This window comes from Nocardia halotolerans, assembly GCF_042650145.1.
Taxonomy (GTDB): Bacteria; Actinomycetota; Actinomycetes; order Mycobacteriales; family Mycobacteriaceae; genus Nocardia; species Nocardia halotolerans.
The window spans coordinates 417,141-435,069 of the sequence record NZ_JBHSDL010000025.1; the positions used below are offsets into that span (position 1 = coordinate 417,141).

Below are 17,929 nucleotides of genomic sequence, written 5' to 3' on the forward strand. Positions count from 1 at the left end.
GAGTACTTCATGTATCTCCCCATCAACGGAAAAATCGGTCCGGGATTTGCCCGGGCCGCGCCCGACCTTACCCCCGGCGCGGAAGTGTTACACCTCCGGATCGCTACTTTCGGGGTGAGATTGCCGATGCACGTGCAGACGCGTCGTAATTTCCCCGTGATCTGGCCGTGATCACGTAGGTTTCCAATTGGACGATTGACCAGCACCATTGTGCCCGACGCGCGGGCCCGGGCCACGGGTCCGATACCTGGATTCGAGCGGCACCGACCCCGAACGGACGGCGAAAAATTCTTGGACACCCGGCCGAGGTTGTCATCGAGTCCGGCGGGGACACTGTGCCATTCCGTACGAACGTCACTGCCGAGTCGGGGACGAGCACCACAGGCCGGGCGAGCCGACGGAAATTCCGAATATCTACCCAGACTAAAAGGTCTGCTTTCGCCGCAGACTGGCGAAACCGGCAAACTCCGGGCACACCGGTCAACAGCAGCGTTATTTTCCGCACGCCGATGAAAAGTCGACCGACAGCGAATTCTCCCCGATTCGCCGTCGGTCGTGGGACCGGCCTCAACGAGGCGCGGTCACCGTCCACTGCGCCACCGGCAGCTGCGGCCGCCACGCGGTGAAGCCGCCCAGCGCCTCCCCGCGATAGATCTGGAATTTGCGCAGCGTGCCGCCGTAGCGGTGCGACCACGACAGCAACCGCGCCTCCGATTCGGCGGTGACCGCGTTGGCGACCAGGCGCCCGCCGGGGCGAAGGCGGCGCCAGCAGTCGTCGAAGAGGCCGTCCTGGGTCAGGCCGCCGCCGAGGAAGATCGCGTCCGGGGCCGGCGTCGCGTCCTCGGCGAGTTCGGCGCGCAGCTCACCGCGCACCACGATGCCGGGCACGCCGAGGGCGCGCGCGTTGCCCGCGATCTGGTCACGGCGGGCGGGCAACCGCTCGAAGGTGACCGCGCGACACGACGGGTGGGTCCGGCACCATTCGATGGCGATGGTGCCCGAACCGCCGCCGACATCCCACAGCAACTCGCCGGGTGCGGGCGCCAGCGCGGTGACGGTGAGCGCCCGGATCTCGGCTTTGGTGAGCTGCCCGTCGCCGGTGAACGCGTCGTCGCGCAGGCCGGGCATACGCGTGCGCCGCGGGTGGGCCGGGTCGGCGACACATTCGACGGCGCAGAGGTTGAGCGGATCACCGGGCGGGTGCGACCAGTCCACCGCGGTGGCGGTGACCGTGCGTTCGGACTCGCCGCCGAGCTGTTCCAGCACGGTGAGCGTGGAACCACCGAAACCGTTGTCGCACAGCAGTTTCGCTAGGGCTGCGGGGGTGGTTTCGTTCTCGCTCAGGACGAGCAGGCGACGACGGTCGGCCAGTTCCGGCAACACCGTCGGCAGCGGACGGGCCACCACGCTCACCACGGGGGTCTCGGCCAGCGGCCAACCGAGCCGGGCACAGGCCAATGAGGCCGACGACGGTTGCGGGTACACCTGTAGGCCCTGCGGTCCGACGAGCCGGGCCAGGGTGGCGCCGATACCGTAGAACATGGGGTCACCGCTGGCGAGCACACCGATGCACCGATCGGCGTGACGGGTGAGTAACTCCGCGATCGCGGGCAGCAGCGGAGTCGGCCACGCGATCCGCTCGGCCGTGCCGGAAGGCAGCAACGCGAGTTGCCGCGCGGAACCGAACACCACCTCGCACCCCTCGACCGCGACCTTGGCCCGCTCCCCCAGCCCGGCCCAGCCGTCGGCTCCGATCCCGACCACCTGGATCGGGACGCCTGTCCATTCCACCGCGCTCATCGGACCCCCGTCCAAGCACTTCCCGCGACTGCTGACGCCGTTTCCGTGGCCGACGCCGTTTCCGTGGCCGTGGCTTTGGCCGTAGCCGTGGCCGTGGCCGTGGCCGTGGCCGTAGCCGTAGCCGTAGCCGTAGCCGTAGCCGTGGCCTTGGCCTTGGCCTTGGCCTTGGAGACCGTCTCGGCCGAGCAGCCGCGGTGGGGACGGCCCGTTGCCACCGAAGCCACGACCGGTGCACAGCGGGCGACCTCCGAGCCTGCGGGCTTCGCGGCCGCGTTCGGGACACGGGAACCGGTCACTGCTTCCGGGGACTTCGCGCCGACCGGCGCACGGACGGCGGTCACCGATTCGGCGGCCTTCGACCGCACGGCCGGGGCACGCAAACCGGTCACCAGTCCTGCCGGCGTCGAGACGGCGATCACGGTGGGGAAGGCGGTCACCGGGGCATCCGGCGCCAGACCGACTGCGGCAGGAGCCGCATGACGAAGAAGGCCAGGGCGAGTCGACCGGGGACCGCGACGCGGGTCGCGCCCTTGCCCAGGGCGCGGACGACGGCGTCGGCGACCTGGTCGGGAGTGCTGGACATGGGGGCCGGGTCCATGCCGGTCGTCATCCGGCCGATCACGAAACCCGATCGCACCAGCAGCAGTTGGACTTTGGTGCCGTGCAGAGCGTCACCGAGGCCGCTCGCGAATCCGTCCAGACCCGCCTTGGCCGAGCCGTACACATAGTTAGCGCGCCGCACCCGCACGCCGGCTATAGAACTGAACACCACGATCTGGCCGGTGTCCTGGGCGCGCAGCAGGGTCGCCAGCGTCGTGAGAACGCTCACCTGGGCGAGGTAGTCGGTGTGCACCACGGCCACCGCATGCGCGGGGTCACGTTCGGCGCGGGCCTGGTCACCCAGTACGCCGAAGGCCAGCACCGCGGTCGCGATACCGCCGTGTTCGGCGGCGATCTTCTCCAGCAGCGCGGCGTGGGTCGCGGTCTCGTCGGCATCGAATTCGACCGTGTGCACCGCGCTCGCGCCCGCGGCGCGCACCTGCTCCACCTCCTCGGCCAGAGCGTCGGCCCGGCGGGCGGCCAGGATCACCACCCGTCCCGGCGCGAGCCTGCGCGCCACTTCGAGGCCGATCTCGCTGCGCCCGCCCAGGACCAGCACCGGTCCGTCGCTCGTCTGCTGCTTTCCCATGCGCTCAGTCTGTCATCCACCCCCGTATTCCCGTACTCCGTGCTTCCTGTTCGCATCGGCCGCGCAGCCGGTGGAAGGTCCCGGTAGAGGGCCACTGTGCCGGTGTGCCCGCGAAGCGGCCGGCCGCCGAGCAGGACTAGCGTGGTCGACATGCCGACCGCGACCACACAGCTGTCCCCCGCCGCCCTCGACTTCGTCACCGAGCGGCACCTCGCCACGCTCACGACGCTGCGCGCCGACGGCACCCCGCACGTGGTGGCAGTGGGCTTCACCTGGGACCCCGACAGCGGGATCGCCCGGGTGATCACCGATGGCGCGTCGGTGAAGGCCCGCAATGCCGGGCGGGGCGGGTACGCGGCGGTCAGCCAGGTCGACGGGGCACGCTGGCTCACCCTCGAGGGCCCGGCCACCGTGCTCGCCGATCCCGACGATGTCGCCGAGGCGGAGCGCCGCTACACCGAGCGATACCGGGTGCCACGGGCGAACCCGACCCGCGTGGTCGTCGCCGTTCAGGTGCGCCGCGTGCTGTCTTCCAGCGCCCTGAAGTAGCCGCCACGCGGCCTGGTCCGCAAACAGCTACGGGACTGATGCCGCCCAGGACACCACGACTACAGCACCGTGAGGCCGTGCGGACGCTGGTTCATCGGCTCCGCACCGTCGTCGGTGACCACCACGATGTCCTCGATCCGCGCACCCCACTGGCCGGGAAAGTAGATCCCCGGCTCGATGCTGAACGCCATGCCCGGCTCGAGTACCAGGTCGTTGCCCGTCATGATGTAGGGCTCCTCGTGCACCGACAGGCCGATCCCGTGGCCGGTGCGGTGGACGAACGCCTCGCCCAGACCGGCGTCGGTGAGCACGGTGCGGGCTGCGGCGTCGATCGATGCGGCGGTGGCGCCGGGGCGCACGGCGGCGACGGCGGCGGCCTGGGCCTGCTCGAGCAGAGCCATGCGATCGGCGACCTGCTTGCTCGGTTGGCCGAGGACGTAGGTGCGGGTGGAGTCGGAGTAGTAGCCGGGCGGCACCGGGCCGCCGATGTCGATCACGACCACGTCACCGTCCTCGATGACACGTTCGGAGCAACTGTGGTGCGGGACAGCGCCGTTGGGGCCGCTGCCGACGATGACGAACTCGGCCTCGGTGTGGCCTTCTTCGACGATCGCGGCGGTGATGTCGGCGCTCACCTCGGCCTCGGTGCGGCCCGCGCGCAGGAACTCGCCCATGCGGGCGTGCACGCGGTCGATCGCGGCACCCGCGCGGCGCAGGGCCTCGATCTCGGCCTCGTCCTTGATCATGCGCGACCGGCGCAGCACCGGAGTGGCCGAGGACGGCAGCCCGGTGGTCGATTCGGCGAGGGGAATCAGGTGCAGGGCGGGCATGGCATCGGCGACGGCGATGCGCGAACCGGCGTGCAGGATCGAACGGACCAGTTGGTACGGGTCTACTCCGTCGACCCAGTCGAGCACCCGCAACCCCAGCTCACCGGCCGCCGACCCCGCGAGGGCGGCGAGCTCGAGCTTCGGGATCACCACCGACGGTGTCGACCCGTCGGCCGGGATCACCAGGCAGGTGAGCCGTTCGAAGGATTGCGCGTCGGATCCGATGAGATATCGCAGGTCGGGGCCGGGGGTGATGAGCAGGGCGTCCAGATGCGCCGCCCGCATCAGCTCCACCGCCCGCTCCAATCGCTGACCGTAGACATCCGCCGCGAACCTGGCAGTCGTGTGCGCGCTCATAGCTTCCGACGTTACCCGCCGCGCCGCGGCGCGCGCCGATTCGCCCGCGCGAAGCGGGACGGTCCCGCCGGGCCGATGCGCGCGACCTGCCACCGCACCGATCGACGGCGGCAGCGTCTTCCTGTCGGACGCACAAGGCACAATCACGATGTGACCGTTGCCGAGAGCACCCGTGGACCCCTGTTGATCCTCGACGGCGCCAGCCTCTGGTTCCGCGCCTACTACGCGATCCCCGACAAGCTCCGGGGCCCCGACGGCCGCTCGGTGAACGCGGTACGGGGGTTCACCGACATGGTGGCCGCACTGATCACCAAGCACCGGCCGAGCAGGCTCGTGGTGGGGCTGGACCTGGACTGGCGACCACCGTTCCGGGTGGCGCTGGTCCCCTCGTACAAAGCGCACCGGCTCGATGTCAGCGGTGTCGCCGCACCCGGCGCCGAGCAGGTCCCCGACACGCTCACCCCACAGGTCGAGATGATCCTGGACGTCCTCGCCGCGGCCGGGATCGCCACGGGCGGCGCCGACGGCCTCGAGGCCGACGACGTGCTCGGCACGCTCGCCAGCCGGGAGGACACCGATCCGGTGATCGTGGTCAGTGGTGACCGCGATCTGCTGCAACTCGTCCGCGACGATCCGGCCCCACCGGTGCGAGTGCTCTACGCCGGTCGCGGGCTGGCCAAGGCCGAACTGTTCGGACCGGCCGAGGTGTCGGCGAAATACGGTGTACCCGAACAGAATGCGGGCCCCGCCTACGCCGACATGGCGACGCTGCGCGGTGACGCCTCCGACGGCCTGCCCGGTGTCACCGGCATCGGGGACAAGTCCGCCGCGCAACTGATCACCCGCTACGGTTCACTCGATGCGCTCCTGGCCGCCGTCGAGGACCCCGGCTCCGGCCTGGCCAAGGGCGTGCGGGCGAAACTCGTCGCGGCACAGGACTATCTGAAGGTCGCCGCCCCCGTGGTGCGGGTGGTGCGCGACGCGGACGTCGTGCTGTCGGGCCCCGACACCCTGCCCGCCACCCCGGCCGACCCGCAACGCCTGCTCGACCTCGCCGCGGCCTACAACGCCGAGAGCCCGATCACCCGACTGGTCACCGCGCTCACCACCACACACGCCCGGCACTGACGACACCGGGCCGCCCGCGTTCGTGCGGACGGCCCGGAAGCTGGTGTGCGACTCGTCAGTTCGGACGGCCGACCTCGTAGGTGCCGTCTTCCTTGGTGACGGTTACGGTGACGTTCTTCGCCTCGCCACTGACCTTCAGTTCGCAGGTGAAGGTCGCATCGACCTCGACCTTCTGGCCGGACGGGCACGACACATCCGACACGTCGGCGATGCCGTAGGAATCCTTCAGCACCTGCGCGACACCGTTCTGCACGGCGGACTGGTCCAGCTCGTCGGCGGACAACAGCACCACGAGCAGACCGATCAGCGCGGCGACCACCAGTACACCGGCGATGACCAGGCCGATGATCAGACCCTTGCTCTTGCCCCCGGACTGCGGCTGCAGCTGCGCGCCCCACTGCTGCGGTGGCTGCTGCTGTGGGGGTTGCTGGCCCCACTGCTGCTGTGGCTGCTGCTGACCCCACGGCTGCTGGGCGTTGCCCGCCTGGGCATTCCAGTCCTGCGGCGGCGGCTGGGTCTGGCCCCACTGCTGCTGGGGCCCGGTCGGCTGCGGCGGTTGCTGGGGCTGCTGGCCCCACTGCGGCGGCTGGGCGGGCTGCTGCGGCGGCTGGCCCCACTGCGGTTGCGGCTGCTGGGCATTCGGATCACCCCAGTGCTGGGTGGGCTGGGCGCCCTGCGGTGGCTGCTGCGGTGGCTGCGCCGCACCTCCCCAGTGCTGCGTGGGACCGGCACCGCCGGTCCCAGGCTGTCCCCCCCAGTGCTGGGTGGGGTCGTTGCTCCCCTCCCCCGGGCCGTTCGGTCCATACGGGCCGCTCATCCACTCGCCTCCACTCGCCTCGTTGTACATACGGTAGCCGTTGCCTGCCGGTCAGCCAACGCAAGCGTGCTCAGTTCCATCAGGCACGTCGGCTCACGCCCCCTCCACCGTCATCCGGCACGCCAAGAAATCAAATCACAGACGAATCGACTACGCGGCGTCCACCGCGACGACACCCCGCCGCACCGCGCGCACGGCTTTGGCCGCGGTGCCCGCTATCTCGAGATCGTCGGCGGTGTTGTGGATCTGATCGAGCAGGTCGATCACCTGCCTGCACCAGCGCACGAAATCGCCGGCCGACATGGTGGTGCCCTGGTCGCCGCTGGCCAGCAACGAATCGGCCAATGCGTCCCCGCGCGCCCATTTGTAGACGCCGGTGACGAACCCCAGATCGGGTTCGCGGGTGGGCGGCAGCTTGTGGCGGGCTTCGTCGGCACGCAGCTGCGACCACACCCCGATGGTGGCGGCCAGCGCGCGGCGGATCGGCTCGGTCGGGCCCGCGGCCATCAGCAGCCCGGTCTCCTGCCGCGACTCGAAGACCAGCGCCGAGACCACGCCGGCAAGTTCGGCCGGGCCCAGACCACGCCACAGGCCCTGGCGCAGGCATTCGGCGACCACCAGGTCGCTCTCGGCGTAGATGCGCGCCAGTCGCCTGCCCGCCGCGGTCACCTCACCGCGCTCGACGAAGCCGCGTTCCTCGAGCAACCCGACGATCCGGTCGAAGGTACGCGCGAGCGAGTTCGTGGTCGCGGCAACTTTCTGGCGCATCGACTCGGTTTCGCGTACCAGCCGGGCATAGCGCTCTCCGGTGCGGCTGAGCTGTTCCCGGTCGGGGCGGCTGTGCGCGGGGTGGGCGCGCAGGCTGCGGCGCAACGTCGCGAGCTGACGGTCCTCCCCGGCCCGGGTGTGGTCTCTGCGCCTGCGCCTGCCCGGGGCCGAGATGCCGGTGCTGCGCAGTGCCGAGGCCAGATCGCGCCGCGACCGCGCGGTGCGATGGTCGACCCGGCGCGGCAACCGCATGTGCCCCAGTGTCTCGGCGGGCACCGGGAAGTCGGCCGCCGACACCCGGCCCGCCCAGTGGTCCTCGGTCAGCACCAGCGGGCGCGGATCGCCCGGTGTCTGATCCGGTTCCAGGATCACCGCGAGCCCGGCGCGCTTGCCCGACGGGATGGCCACCACGTCACCGCGGCGCAATTCGATCAGCGCCCGCACCGCCGCGCCACGCCGGTCGGCGCGCCCCTGCTGCTGGATGTCGCGCTCGCGCTGCTTGATCCGCTCGCGCAGCGACAGGTACTCCATGAAGTCACCGTCGACGCCACCGAGCTGGTTCTCCAGTTTGCGCAGCGCGCCCTGGTTGCGTTCGATGCCGCGCACCAGCCCGACCACCGAGCGGTCGGCCTGGAACTGGGCGAAGGACCGTTCCAGCAGGGTGCGTGCCTCTTCGGCGCCCATCCGGTCGATCAGGTTGATCGACATGTTGTAGCCGGGCCGGAAGGAACTGCGCAACGGATAGGTGCGGGTCGAGGCCAGACCGGCGACGGCGCTGGTGTCGACCTCGGGCTGCCACAGCACCACCGCATGGCCCTCGACATCGATGCCGCGCCTACCAGCCCGGCCGGTGAGCTGGGTGTACTCGCCGGGAGTGAGTTCAGCGTGGGATTCACCGTTGAACTTCACCAACCGTTCGAGCACCACCGTGCGCGCGGGCATGTTGATCCCGAGCGCCAGCGTCTCGGTCGCGAACACCGCCCGCACCATGCCCTTGACGAACAGTTCCTCCACGGTGTGGCGGAACGCGGGCAGCATGCCCGCGTGATGGGCGGCCAGCCCCCGGTGCAACGCCTCGCGCCACTCCCAGTAACCCAGCACTTCCAGGTCGGCCTTCGGCAGGTCGCCGGTGTGCTTCTCGATGATCTCGTCGATCGCCGCGGCATCGCCGGACCTGCTCAGGTCCAGGCGCGCCCGCAGGCACTGGGCCAGCGCGCCGTCACAGCCGGCGCGGCTGAAGATGAAGGTGATCGCCGGCAGCAGACCTTCGTCGTCGAGCCGGGCCAGTACCTCCGGCCGGGGCAGCGGCCGGAAGTTGCCGCGCCCGCCGCGCCCGCGTGGACCGCCGTAACCGTGCATCCGGTCGGCGTTCTCGCGCTGGCGGATGAACCGGACCAGGTCTTCGTCGACCAGCACCTTCTGATCGCTGGACTTGGTGTCGAACAGGTCGAACATCCGCTTGCCGACCATCACGTGCTGCCACAGCGGCACCGGCCGGGTCTCGTCGACCACCACCGCGGTGTCGCCGCGCACGGTCTCCATCCAGGCGCCGAACTCCTCGGCGTTGGACACCGTCGCCGACAGGCTCACCAGGCGCACGTCCGGCGACAGGTGCAGGATCACTTCCTCCCACACCGCGCCGCGGAACCGGTCGGCCAGGTAGTGCACCTCGTCCATCACCACGTACGACAGCCCGCGCAGCGAGTCCGAGGACGCGTAGAGCATGTTGCGCAGCACCTCGGTGGTCATCACGACCACCGGCGCGTCGGAGTTGATCGACTGGTCGCCGGTGAGCAGGCCGACGCTGTCGCGGCCGTAGCGGGCGGTCAGGTCGGCGAACTTCTGGTTCGACAGCGCCTTGATCGGGGTGGTGTAGAAGCACTTGCCGCCCGAGGCGAGCGCCATGTGCACGGCGAACTCACCGACGATGGTCTTGCCCGCGCCGGTGGGGGCGCAGACGAGCACACTGTGCCCCTCCTCCAGGGCCGCGCAGGCGGTGCGCTGGAAGGGGTCGAGTTCGAACGAGATCTCGCTGGCGAACTGCGCCAACTCACTGGTCCGCGCGGGAGAATCGGTCACATCTCAGAGCGTATCGGAGTAGTCCGACACCGGGCGCCCGGTTTTCTGCGCGTCCGCGACCGGGTCGGCCGGGGCGACCGGGTCCGGTGTGCCGAGCGGGGAGGCTTCTTCGTCGGAGAGCGGTCCGAAGCCCTCGGCCGCCTCGCGCCGCGCCCGGCGCGCATCGTTGAACCGGGCGAACTGCACGGCCAACTCGAACAGCACCGTGAGCGCGATCGCCAGCGCCAGCATCGAGAACGGATCCTGCGGGGTCACCACCGCGGCGAAGCAGAACAAGCCGAACACGATGCCGCGCCGCCACGCCTTGAGCTTCGCGTACGGCAGCACACCGACGAGGTTGAGCCCGATGACCACCAGCGGGGTTTCGAAGCTCACCCCGAAGATGATCAGCAACTGGATGATGAAGCTGAAGTACTGGGTACCGCTGAGCGCGGTGATCTGGACGTTGTCACCGATGGTCAACAGGAACGACAACGCGTGTGCCACCACCACGTAGGCCAGCACGGCGCCGGTGACGAACAGCACCGAACCGATCCCCACGAAGCCGAACGCGTAGCGGCGTTCCTTGTTGTAGAGGCCCGGGGTGATGAACGCCCACAGCTGATACAGCCAGAACGGCGCGGCCATCACCACACCAGCGGTGAAGCCGACCTTCAACCGCAGCATGAATTGTTCGAACGGACCGGTCGCCAGCAATCGGCAGGCACCGTCGGGTGTCAGGCTCGCGCGCGTCGATTCGGGTAGCGCACAGTAGGGGCCGCGCAGGATCTCACCCAGGCTTTCCAGCCCGAACAGCGACTGCGCGTACCAGAAGAAGCCGAGCAGCGTGGTGACCGCGATCGCGGCCAGCGCGAGCAACAGCCGGGTGCGCAATTCCTGCAGGTGCTCGACCAACGACATGGTGCCGTCGGGATTCGTCCTGCGCTTGCTGCGCCGGGGATCGAACGGAATGCGCATGGTGGGTGGTGGCCTCTAACCCTCGGTTCGGCGGTTGCTCGACTACGCGTGCTCGACTACACAGCACTACGCCCCGGAGCGGTGGTTACCGCTCCGGGGTGAACTCCTGGGTCAGACCGTTTTGTGCTGCGGGTCGGCGACCGGGGTCTGTGCCTGCGGGGCCGAGGCAGGCAACTGCTGCGGCGGCGCCGGTGTGGCGGCAGACTCGGTCGACGTGGCGGGGGTGCCGGATTCCTGTTGCATCTGCCCGACCTCACTCTTGAAGATGCGCAGCGAGCGGCCGAGACCGCGCGCGGCGTCCGGCAGTCGCTTCGCGCCGAAGAGCAGGACGAACAGCAACGCGATGATCAGCAGGTGCGTCCAGCTGAACGTGCCCATTATCAGATACCTCCAAAGACTGTGGTGATCACCGATGCTACCTGGATCCGGACCTCGGTGGATGCTCGCCCGCAGCGGTGTTCGCCACCCGTTCAACCCCGGACGGCCGCCGCCGCCGCGGTGAGCTCGGCGAACAACCGGCTGCCGGTGAACCGCCGCGGGTCACCCGCTTCGGCAATTCTGATCAGCTCGGTGAGCCGGCGATTCACCGGTGTCGGCTGCCCGACCATCTCGCCCAGGCGCACGATTTCCCCGCACAACCACGCGATTTCGGTACGGCGGCCCAGTGCCAGGTCATCGGCCATCGACGAGCGGGCCAGCGGGTCGATGGCCAGGACCCGGCCGAACAGCCGGCGGAAAACGGGGTCGGGCACGCGCAGCAGACGGACCATCAGTTCGGGCGGGACGGGGGTCAGCCGGGCCGGTCGAATTCGCGCAGTGTTCATCACCGCGAGGGCTTCGGACTGGGTCAGCGCGAGGCAGCGGCGGTAGTCGCGGTCGGCGATCTCCTCGCGCAGGGGCCTACCGGACAGGGCGTTGATCGGGTTGTTGAGGTTGAGCAGCAGTTTGGCCCACTGGACCGGGCGCAGGTCGCGGTGGCGGCGCAGCGGCAGGCCCGCCGCGCGGAAGTGCTCGGCGAACCGGTCGACGATCGGGTCGTCCTGGACGGCGAGCCCGCCTTCGCTGGCCCGGTGGAAGCGGCCTTGGCCGCGGTGCACCACATTGCACAGCACCATGCCCGCCAGCACGACGCTGGTGGGCAGGATCTCCTTGATCACGGTGTCGTTGCCGATGCCGTTCTGCAGGCTCACCACCGGCGTGCCCGGGCGCAACCGACCGGCCACGGCGCGGGTGGCCGCGGCGGTGGCCGGTGACTTCACGGTCACCAGCACCAGGTCGGCCAGTTCCGGTTCGTCCGGTGCCAGTGCCAGCCCGAACCGATCGGGGCTGACCTCGGTGGAACCACCGTCCAGATCGGTCAGGCACAGTCCGTGCTCGGCGATGTCGTCGAGCACGCGCTGGCGCCCGACGAAGATGACTTCCATGCCCGCCGCGGCCAGTAGACCGCCGACGAAGACCCCGACGCTGCCCGCCCCGAGGACCAGTACTCGCTGGCTCACGCGGGTTCGGTCTCCCCCAGCAGTCCGGCGGCCGCGTAGGCGGCCAGGGCGGCATCGGCACGTTCGCGCACCGCGGCCACCAGCTCCGGTGGGCCGAGTACGCGCACCCCGGTGCCGAAGCCGAGCAGCAGTCGCGCCATCCAATCCGGCGAGGCGAAACGCATGCCCGCCTCGATGCTGCCGTCCGGGGTGGACCGCACCCGGTGCATCGGGTACTGGTCGAGCATCCAGGCGTAGTCGGTGCGGATGCGCAGCCGGGCCATCGGCGCGTCGGGGTCGTCCTGGAACAGGTCCAGGGCCGCCGCGTCGGCGGCGGCGTGGCTGGGTGGGCGGGCCGGTTCGTCGAGTTCGGTGGCGTCTTCGATGCGGTCGAACCGGAACAGGCGCACCCCTTCGGCCTGCCTGCACCAGGCCTGCAGGTAGCTGTTGTTGTCGACCAGCACCACCCGGATGGGGTCGACGATGCGTTCGGACACTTCGTCGCGGCTGGCCGAGTAGTAGACCAGCCGCAGCGCCTTCGCTTCGGCCAGTGCGCTGCGCACGGTGGCCACGACGGGTTGCTCGACGGGCACGTCGACCGGTTTGCCGGTGACCACCGCGTCGCTGCTGGCGATGGCCGATTCGATCTTGGCGATGGCGGCGTGCGCGGCGGTCGGGTCGACCATGCCCGGCATCTCCACGATCGAGCGCAGCGCCACCAGCAGGGCGGTGGCCTCGGTGGAGGTCAGGCGCAGTGGGCGTTCGATTCCGGCGGAGAAGGTGACCTCGATGCTCTCCTCGGAGAACGACAGGTCGATCAGGTCGCCGGGACCGTAGCCGGGCAGCCCGCACATCCACAGCTGGTTGAGGTCGCTCATCAGCTGTTTGGTCGTGACCCCGAGCTCGGCGGCGGCCTCGGCGGCGCTGATGCCGGGGTGCGCGAGCAGGTAGGGCACCATGTTCAGCAGGCGCGAAAGGCGCAGGGACAGGCGCGAACTCACAACGCCACCTCCGTGTGGTCGAGTACCGACCGTAGCCGGTTCATCACATCGGCGCGCAGTTGCGGCGGTTCCAGGACCAGTACGTCGGGTCCGAGGCCGGTGATCAGCCGGGCCACCCAGTCACGGGAGCGCACCGGCAGCTCGAGTACCGAACCCGGGCGGCCGCCGATGTCGCGGGTGTCGACCTCGGTGCCGATGCGGCGCAGTTCGCGCCCGCGGCCCTTGGCCACCCACACGGTGGCCGTCCCGGTGACCGGGGCCGCGCCGGTGACCCGGTCCACGATCGCGCGCAGGTCGGCGTCGTCGGGTTTGTGCACCGCGTTGACCGGCCCGTAGGGGCGCACCTCACCGCCGATGCGCGAGAGCCGGAAGGTGCGCACGGCGTCGCGTTCGCGGTCGTGCCCGACCAGATACCACCGGCCGTGCCTGGTCACCACACCCCAGGGTTCCACGTCGCGGGTCACGAACGGGTCGGTGACCGCGCTGTGGTGGCCGAAGCGCACCGCCTGCCCGGCATCGATCGCGGCGAGCAGTTCGCGCAGTACCGGCTCCGAGCCCCGGGTGCGGGCCGGTACCGCGGGCACCGACACACCGACATTGTCGGTTTCGACCGTCACGCCGGCGGCGCGCAGCTTCAGCAACGCGCCCTCGGCCGCGCCGGCGAGCTCGGGTGAGGCCCACATCTGCACCGCGACGGCGACCGCGGCCGCTTCCTCGCTGGACAGGTCGATATCGGGCAGCTCGTAGGCGTCGCGGTTGATCCGATAGCCCTCCAGCGTCGAGAACCGCCCCACCGGACCGACCTCGAGCGGGATGCCCAGGTCGCGCAATTCGTTCTTGTCGCGCTCGAACATCCGGCTGAACGCCTCGTCGGTCGCGGATTCCTCGTAACCGGCCACACTGGTGCGGATACGTTCCGCACTCAGGAACTGCCGGGTCGACAGCAGCGCGATGACCAGATTCATCAGCCGCTCGACCTTGGATATCGCCACCCGTTAGAGGGTAATGGTCGGCCCCGGTCTCCCGCGCGTCGGCGCACAGTTGCGCCCGGCCCGAGGATCACGGCGTCACCGGCCCATCGCCGGCAAGGTCGAAACGGTCGAGCGCTACCTCGCCGGCAGATGATCAGAATTCGGGCACACGGACGAAGTTCGCGCAGTCCGGACACTCATCGAGGTACCGGTGGCGGCACTCGACCGTGTGCTGCAGGAACACGATCGCCTGCTGCCTGTCGGCCACCTCGCTTTCCAGCGCGGCGATCTTGGCTCGCACGACCTCCTGCGCCTGCGACTTCCGCGGCGCCATAGCGGCGATGACCTCGGGCAGCGAGAGTCCGACCCGCCGCAGTTTCAGCACGGTTCGCGCCTGCTCCAAGGCTTCGTCGTCGAATACGCGGTAGCCGTTCGCCGCACGGTGAGTGCCCCGACCTGCTCCCAATGGCGCACCACATGCGCTTCGATCCCGAGCCGACGGGCGACCTCGCCGATCGTCATCCGCACATTCGCTCCTTGCCTTCAGGTCGACCTGAACCTCTACCTTCCTGAGCATGCATGATTCCACTCGACGAGATGCCGCCCGTTCCGGAACAATCCTGGTGACGGGCGCCACAGGCAATGTCGGCCGCGAGGTCGTCGCCCATCTGGCCACCCAGGGGCGGTCTGTGCGGCGTCTCGATCGCCGGCAGGTCCCGGACGCGGAGTCGGTGGTCGGCGACCTGACCGACCCCACCGCCCTTCGCGCAGCACTCGTCGGCGTCGACACCGTCTTCCTCATCTGGCCGCTACTGGATGCCGCCCCCGCGCAACCGCTGATCGCAGAACTCGGCGCAGCGGCCCCACATGTGATCTATCTGTCCTCGACAGCCATCGACGACGACGCCGATCACCAAAGCGACCCCATCGTCCAGGTCCACGCAGACATGGAAGCCCTGCTCCGAAGCCGGCACCGGCGGCTCACCGTGTTGCGCAGCGACACACTGGCATCCAACACCCGCGGATGGCGAACACAGTTGCGATCGGGCGACGTGGTGGCCGGACCGGACATCGCCCGCACCGCCGTCGTGGACGAACGCGACATCGCCGCAGCCGCGGTATCGGTCATGCTCGGCCACAACGAATTCGCCCGCGACACCTACTCGTTGACCGGTCCCGAACTTCTCACCAGAGCCGACCAAGCCCACCTCATCGGCACCGAACTCGGCCGCAACATACGGTTCGAACCAGTTCCACCAGACCTCGCACGCGACCACATGCTGACAGAGGGCCGCCCGAAACCCCTCGTCGACGCCCTCATCACAGCCTCGGCGCACCGCCCCGAGTCGACCCTCATCACAGATCACGTCGAACGACTGACCGGCCGGCCCGCGCACACCTTCGCCCAGTGGGTCACCGACCACCGAAGCGAGTTCACACACCAGCCATGACCGGTCCCGCTGCTGAGGCTTCGCATCTGGTGCCCGGCCTCGGGGCTGCCGATGATTTCGGGCGTTGCGACGATCACGCCATCGATGTAGTCGACACCACGTTCTTCTGCCCAGGTCGCCATGGCACGGGCATGCTGTGGTGAGCCGCCGCAGAGGTTCACCAACGTGCGACTTCCCAACGCGTCGGCGTCGAGCACCGACTGCGCTACCGCATAGTCCGGCAAGCAGACGACCACCAGCGCGCTGGCGACGATCGCGTCGGCGGCCGTGCCACCAACGTCGGTGATCGCGAACGACTAGTCGTTCGCGATCACCAAGCAGAAGGGGTGCCCGGCCGGGTCGATGAGGACCCGCCACTGGTCCGGTTGGGGCTGGACGTCGGCCTTGATCGCCCCTGCCGCGAGGAGGCGGGCTTCGCCTTCGTCGAGGTCGGGTACCGCGAAGTCGAGGTGGCACTGCTGCGGAGTGCGCTGGCCGGGCCACTGCGGTGGCCGGTAGTCCGCGACTCGCTGAAAGCCGAGGGAGACGCCGTTCGGCCCGGTCAACTCGATGTAGTCGGGTTCGGACTCCGGGTTGTGCCCGAATCCGGTGGCTCGTTGATAGAACTGCGCCAGTGCCGCCGGATCGGGACAGTCGATGGTGACCGCCGACAGTTTCATCTACGCACCTCCTGAGACGTGGTGAGGACCCCGACCTCACCGTCGCACAGTGACCCGGCTCCGCGCTACGGGTTTCGCCGTGCGCCGGGAAGTGCGGGATGAGCAGTACTTCCCGGCGTCGTGCTCAGCGCAGGTATCGGGCGATGGCGTCGGCCACACAGGCCGGGCGGTCGGCGCCCTCGAGTTCGACGGTGACGCGCCGGTGCACCTGGACCCCACCGGCCACGTCGGTGACCTCGGTGAGTGCGAGCCGGCCGCGCAGCCGCGAGCCCACCGGGACCGGCGCCAGGAAGCGCACGCGGTCGAGGCCGTAGTTGATGGCCATCTTCGCGGCGCTGACCGTCATCACCTCGGCGGTGATGGGCACGATCAGTGACAGCGTGAGGAATCCGTGGGCGATGGTGGTGCCGTAGGGCCCGTCCGCCGCCCGCTCGGGGTCGACATGGATCCACTGGTGGTCGCCGGTGGCTTCGGCGAACCGGTCGATGCGTTGCTGGTCGACCGTGATCCAGGCGCTGGGCCCGAGTTCGGTGCCGACCGCGGCACGCAGAGCGTCGAAATCGGCGAAATCGGTGGTCATCGCACTCCTCCGAAACCTCGGCGCGGTACGCGCCCGAATACTGGGTGGGTCGGGCCGGGCGGCAGTTCGGCGACGAAACCTGCCGTGATCTGCTCACCGTAGTGCTCGTCGCGGATCCCGGACACCGCCGCCTGCGCGGTGACCATCACAAACCCATGTCCTTGGCGATGATCATCTTCATCACTTCGCTGGTGCCACCGTAGATCCGGTTCACCCGGTTGTCGGCGTACAAGCGGGCCACCGGGTACTCGGTGATGTAGCCGTAGCCGCCGTGCAATTGCAGGCAGCGGTCGATCACTCGGGAGGCCACCTCGGTGCAGAACAGCTTGGCCGACGCGGCGTCGGCGGGGCTGAGTTCGCCCCGGTCCAAGGCGTCCAGGGCCCGGTCGACAACCGCCTCGGCCGCGTCGACTTCGGCCCGGCAGGCGGCCAGCTCGAACTTGGTGTTCTGGAACTGGGCCACCGGCTGACCGAAAACAGTCCGCCCCCTGGTGTATTCGAGCGCGAAACCGATCGCCGACTTCGCCTGCGCGTAGGCGCCGACCGCGATCGAGAGTCGCTCCTGCGGCAGGTTCTGTCCCAGGTAGCCGAACCCCTTGTGCGGTTCGCCCAGCAGGTCCGACACCGGCACCCGCACGTCGGTGAACGACAGTTCGGCGGTGTCGGACACCTTCAGGCCCAGTTTGTCGAGCTTGCGCCCCACCGCGTATCCCGGCGCCGTGGTGTCGACGACGAACAGTGAAATGCCGTGGCGGCGATCGGTTTCCGACGGTGCCGCCGTGCGCGCGCAGACGATGACCCGGTCGGCGTGCACGCCACCGGTGATGAAGGTCTTCGCGCCGTTGAGCACGTAGTGGGTGCCGTCCTCGGACAGTTGCGCGGTGGTGCGCATCCCGGCCAGATCGGAACCCGTTCCCGGTTCGGTCATCGCGATCGCGAACATGATCTCCCCCGAGACGAATCCCGGTAGCCAGCGCTGCTTCTGTTCCTGGGTCGCGAGGTTCTTCAAGTACGGCAGGCACAGCCCCACGTGCACCCCGGATCCACCGAAAGACACACCGGCGCGGGCGGTTTCCTCCATGAGGACGGCCTGGAACTTGAACGAGTCGATGCCGGCGCCACCGAATTCCTCGGGTACCTCGATCCCGAACACGCCGAGCTCGGCCAGCTCACGGTAGAACTCGCGGGGCACGATGCCCGCCTCGTACCACTGCTCGTAGACCGGCACGACCCGGGACTCGATGAACGCGCGGGCGGTCTTGCGGAACGCTTCGTGCTCGTCGGTGAAAACTGTTCGCTGCAAGGTGATCTCCGT

The 17,929-nt window shown here is 69.4% G+C and carries 20 protein-coding genes and 1 pseudogene; 5 read left to right on the top strand and 16 right to left on the bottom strand.

Annotation, left to right across the window (positions count from 1 at the left end):
• Positions 1-567: 567 nt before the first annotated feature.
• Complete coding sequence (gene cbiE / locus ACFO5K_RS20465) at positions 568-1,800, bottom strand: precorrin-6y C5,15-methyltransferase (decarboxylating) subunit CbiE (protein WP_378565274.1); 1,233 nt, start codon at positions 1,798-1,800, stop codon at positions 568-570.
• Positions 1,801-1,845: 45 nt separating this feature from the next.
• Between cbiE and ACFO5K_RS20470 the strand changes: the two genes are divergently transcribed.
• The gene (locus ACFO5K_RS20470) at positions 1,846-2,280 is read left to right on the top strand and encodes a hypothetical protein (protein WP_378565277.1); all 435 of its coding nucleotides are present in this window, start codon (positions 1,846-1,848) and stop codon (positions 2,278-2,280) included.
• On the opposite strand, the gene ACFO5K_RS20475 is transcribed toward ACFO5K_RS20470, so the two are convergent.
• The gene (locus ACFO5K_RS20475) at positions 2,234-2,989 is read right to left on the bottom strand and encodes an SDR family NAD(P)-dependent oxidoreductase (RefSeq protein WP_378565280.1); all 756 of its coding nucleotides are present in this window, start codon (positions 2,987-2,989) and stop codon (positions 2,234-2,236) included. The two genes, ACFO5K_RS20470 and ACFO5K_RS20475, sit on opposite strands and share 47 nt — an antisense overlap.
• A gap of 150 nt (positions 2,990-3,139) precedes the next feature.
• Here ACFO5K_RS20475 and ACFO5K_RS20480 point away from each other — a divergent pair, with 150 nt between their 5' ends.
• Complete coding sequence (locus ACFO5K_RS20480) at positions 3,140-3,538, top strand: TIGR03618 family F420-dependent PPOX class oxidoreductase (protein WP_378565283.1); 399 nt, start codon at positions 3,140-3,142, stop codon at positions 3,536-3,538.
• A 59-nt stretch (positions 3,539-3,597) separates the two neighbouring features.
• Here ACFO5K_RS20480 and ACFO5K_RS20485 read toward each other — a convergent pair whose 3' ends face one another.
• Entirely contained in the window at positions 3,598-4,725 is a 1,128-nt protein-coding gene (locus tag ACFO5K_RS20485; RefSeq protein ID WP_378565286.1) for a M24 family metallopeptidase, read from the bottom strand.
• Positions 4,726-4,875: 150 nt separating this feature from the next.
• Here ACFO5K_RS20485 and ACFO5K_RS20490 point away from each other — a divergent pair, with 150 nt between their 5' ends.
• Entirely contained in the window at positions 4,876-5,853 is a 978-nt protein-coding gene (locus ACFO5K_RS20490) for a 5'-3' exonuclease (RefSeq protein ID WP_378565289.1), read from the top strand.
• 55 nt (positions 5,854-5,908) lie between these two features.
• Here ACFO5K_RS20490 and ACFO5K_RS20495 read toward each other — a convergent pair whose 3' ends face one another.
• The 9 genes and pseudogenes from ACFO5K_RS20495 to ACFO5K_RS20535 all read right to left on the bottom strand — a co-directional run.
• On the bottom strand, positions 5,909-6,670 hold the full coding sequence (locus ACFO5K_RS20495; protein WP_378565292.1) for a DUF4333 domain-containing protein: 762 nt from the start codon (positions 6,668-6,670) through the stop codon (positions 5,909-5,911).
• Positions 6,671-6,820: 150 nt separating this feature from the next.
• Positions 6,821-9,517 carry a DEAD/DEAH box helicase gene (locus ACFO5K_RS20500; protein WP_378565295.1) on the bottom strand — a complete coding sequence of 899 codons (2,697 nt, stop codon included), beginning with the start codon at positions 9,515-9,517 and terminating at the stop codon, positions 6,821-6,823.
• A 3-nt stretch (positions 9,518-9,520) separates the two neighbouring features.
• Complete coding sequence (gene tatC / locus ACFO5K_RS20505) at positions 9,521-10,474, bottom strand: twin-arginine translocase subunit TatC (RefSeq protein WP_378565298.1); 954 nt, start codon at positions 10,472-10,474, stop codon at positions 9,521-9,523.
• A gap of 111 nt (positions 10,475-10,585) precedes the next feature.
• Complete coding sequence (gene tatA / locus ACFO5K_RS20510) at positions 10,586-10,852, bottom strand: Sec-independent protein translocase subunit TatA (protein ID WP_378565301.1); 267 nt, start codon at positions 10,850-10,852, stop codon at positions 10,586-10,588.
• A gap of 92 nt (positions 10,853-10,944) precedes the next feature.
• Entirely contained in the window at positions 10,945-11,973 is a 1,029-nt protein-coding gene (locus tag ACFO5K_RS20515) for a 2-dehydropantoate 2-reductase (RefSeq protein WP_378565304.1), read from the bottom strand.
• Positions 11,970-12,953 carry a helix-turn-helix transcriptional regulator gene (locus tag ACFO5K_RS20520; RefSeq protein ID WP_378565307.1) on the bottom strand — a complete coding sequence of 328 codons (984 nt, stop codon included), beginning with the start codon at positions 12,951-12,953 and terminating at the stop codon, positions 11,970-11,972. The genes ACFO5K_RS20515 and ACFO5K_RS20520 overlap by 4 nt, the downstream gene beginning before the upstream one ends.
• Positions 12,950-13,945: a helix-turn-helix transcriptional regulator gene (locus ACFO5K_RS20525; RefSeq protein WP_378565310.1), complete on the bottom strand. Its 996-nt coding sequence runs from the start codon at positions 13,943-13,945 to the stop codon at positions 12,950-12,952. The genes ACFO5K_RS20520 and ACFO5K_RS20525 overlap by 4 nt, the downstream gene beginning before the upstream one ends.
• A gap of 133 nt (positions 13,946-14,078) precedes the next feature.
• Positions 14,079-14,390 (bottom strand): MerR family transcriptional regulator, encoded by a 312-nt coding sequence (locus tag ACFO5K_RS20530; protein ID WP_378566271.1) that lies wholly within the window; start codon positions 14,388-14,390, stop codon positions 14,079-14,081.
• Positions 14,390-14,446: pseudogene (locus tag ACFO5K_RS20535) on the bottom strand (hypothetical protein); the annotation flags it as partial. The gene ACFO5K_RS20530 and the pseudogene ACFO5K_RS20535, both read right to left, overlap by 1 nt.
• A gap of 53 nt (positions 14,447-14,499) precedes the next feature.
• Between ACFO5K_RS20535 and ACFO5K_RS20540 the strand changes: the two are divergent.
• Both ACFO5K_RS20540 and ACFO5K_RS20545 read left to right on the top strand, forming a co-directional pair.
• Complete coding sequence (locus tag ACFO5K_RS20540) at positions 14,500-15,375, top strand: NmrA family NAD(P)-binding protein (RefSeq protein WP_378565312.1); 876 nt, start codon at positions 14,500-14,502, stop codon at positions 15,373-15,375.
• Positions 15,372-15,518: a hypothetical protein gene (locus tag ACFO5K_RS20545; RefSeq protein WP_378565315.1), complete on the top strand. Its 147-nt coding sequence runs from the start codon at positions 15,372-15,374 to the stop codon at positions 15,516-15,518. Before ACFO5K_RS20540 ends, ACFO5K_RS20545 begins: the two co-directional genes overlap by 4 nt.
• Positions 15,519-15,671: 153 nt before the next feature.
• On the opposite strand, the gene ACFO5K_RS20550 is transcribed toward ACFO5K_RS20545, so the two are convergent.
• From ACFO5K_RS20550 to ACFO5K_RS20565, 4 genes are all read right to left on the bottom strand, one after another.
• Positions 15,672-16,034: a VOC family protein gene (locus ACFO5K_RS20550; RefSeq protein WP_378565318.1), complete on the bottom strand. Its 363-nt coding sequence runs from the start codon at positions 16,032-16,034 to the stop codon at positions 15,672-15,674.
• Between the two features lie 124 nt (positions 16,035-16,158).
• The gene (locus ACFO5K_RS20555; protein ID WP_378565322.1) at positions 16,159-16,614 is read right to left on the bottom strand and encodes a MaoC family dehydratase; all 456 of its coding nucleotides are present in this window, start codon (positions 16,612-16,614) and stop codon (positions 16,159-16,161) included.
• Complete coding sequence (locus tag ACFO5K_RS20560; protein ID WP_378565325.1) at positions 16,611-16,760, bottom strand: hypothetical protein; 150 nt, start codon at positions 16,758-16,760, stop codon at positions 16,611-16,613. The genes ACFO5K_RS20555 and ACFO5K_RS20560 overlap by 4 nt, the downstream gene beginning before the upstream one ends.
• Positions 16,760-17,917, bottom strand: a complete 1,158-nt coding sequence (locus ACFO5K_RS20565) for an acyl-CoA dehydrogenase family protein (RefSeq protein ID WP_378565328.1) — start codon at positions 17,915-17,917, stop codon at positions 16,760-16,762. The genes ACFO5K_RS20560 and ACFO5K_RS20565 overlap by 1 nt, the downstream gene beginning before the upstream one ends.
• Between the last annotated feature and the right edge of the window lie 12 nt (positions 17,918-17,929).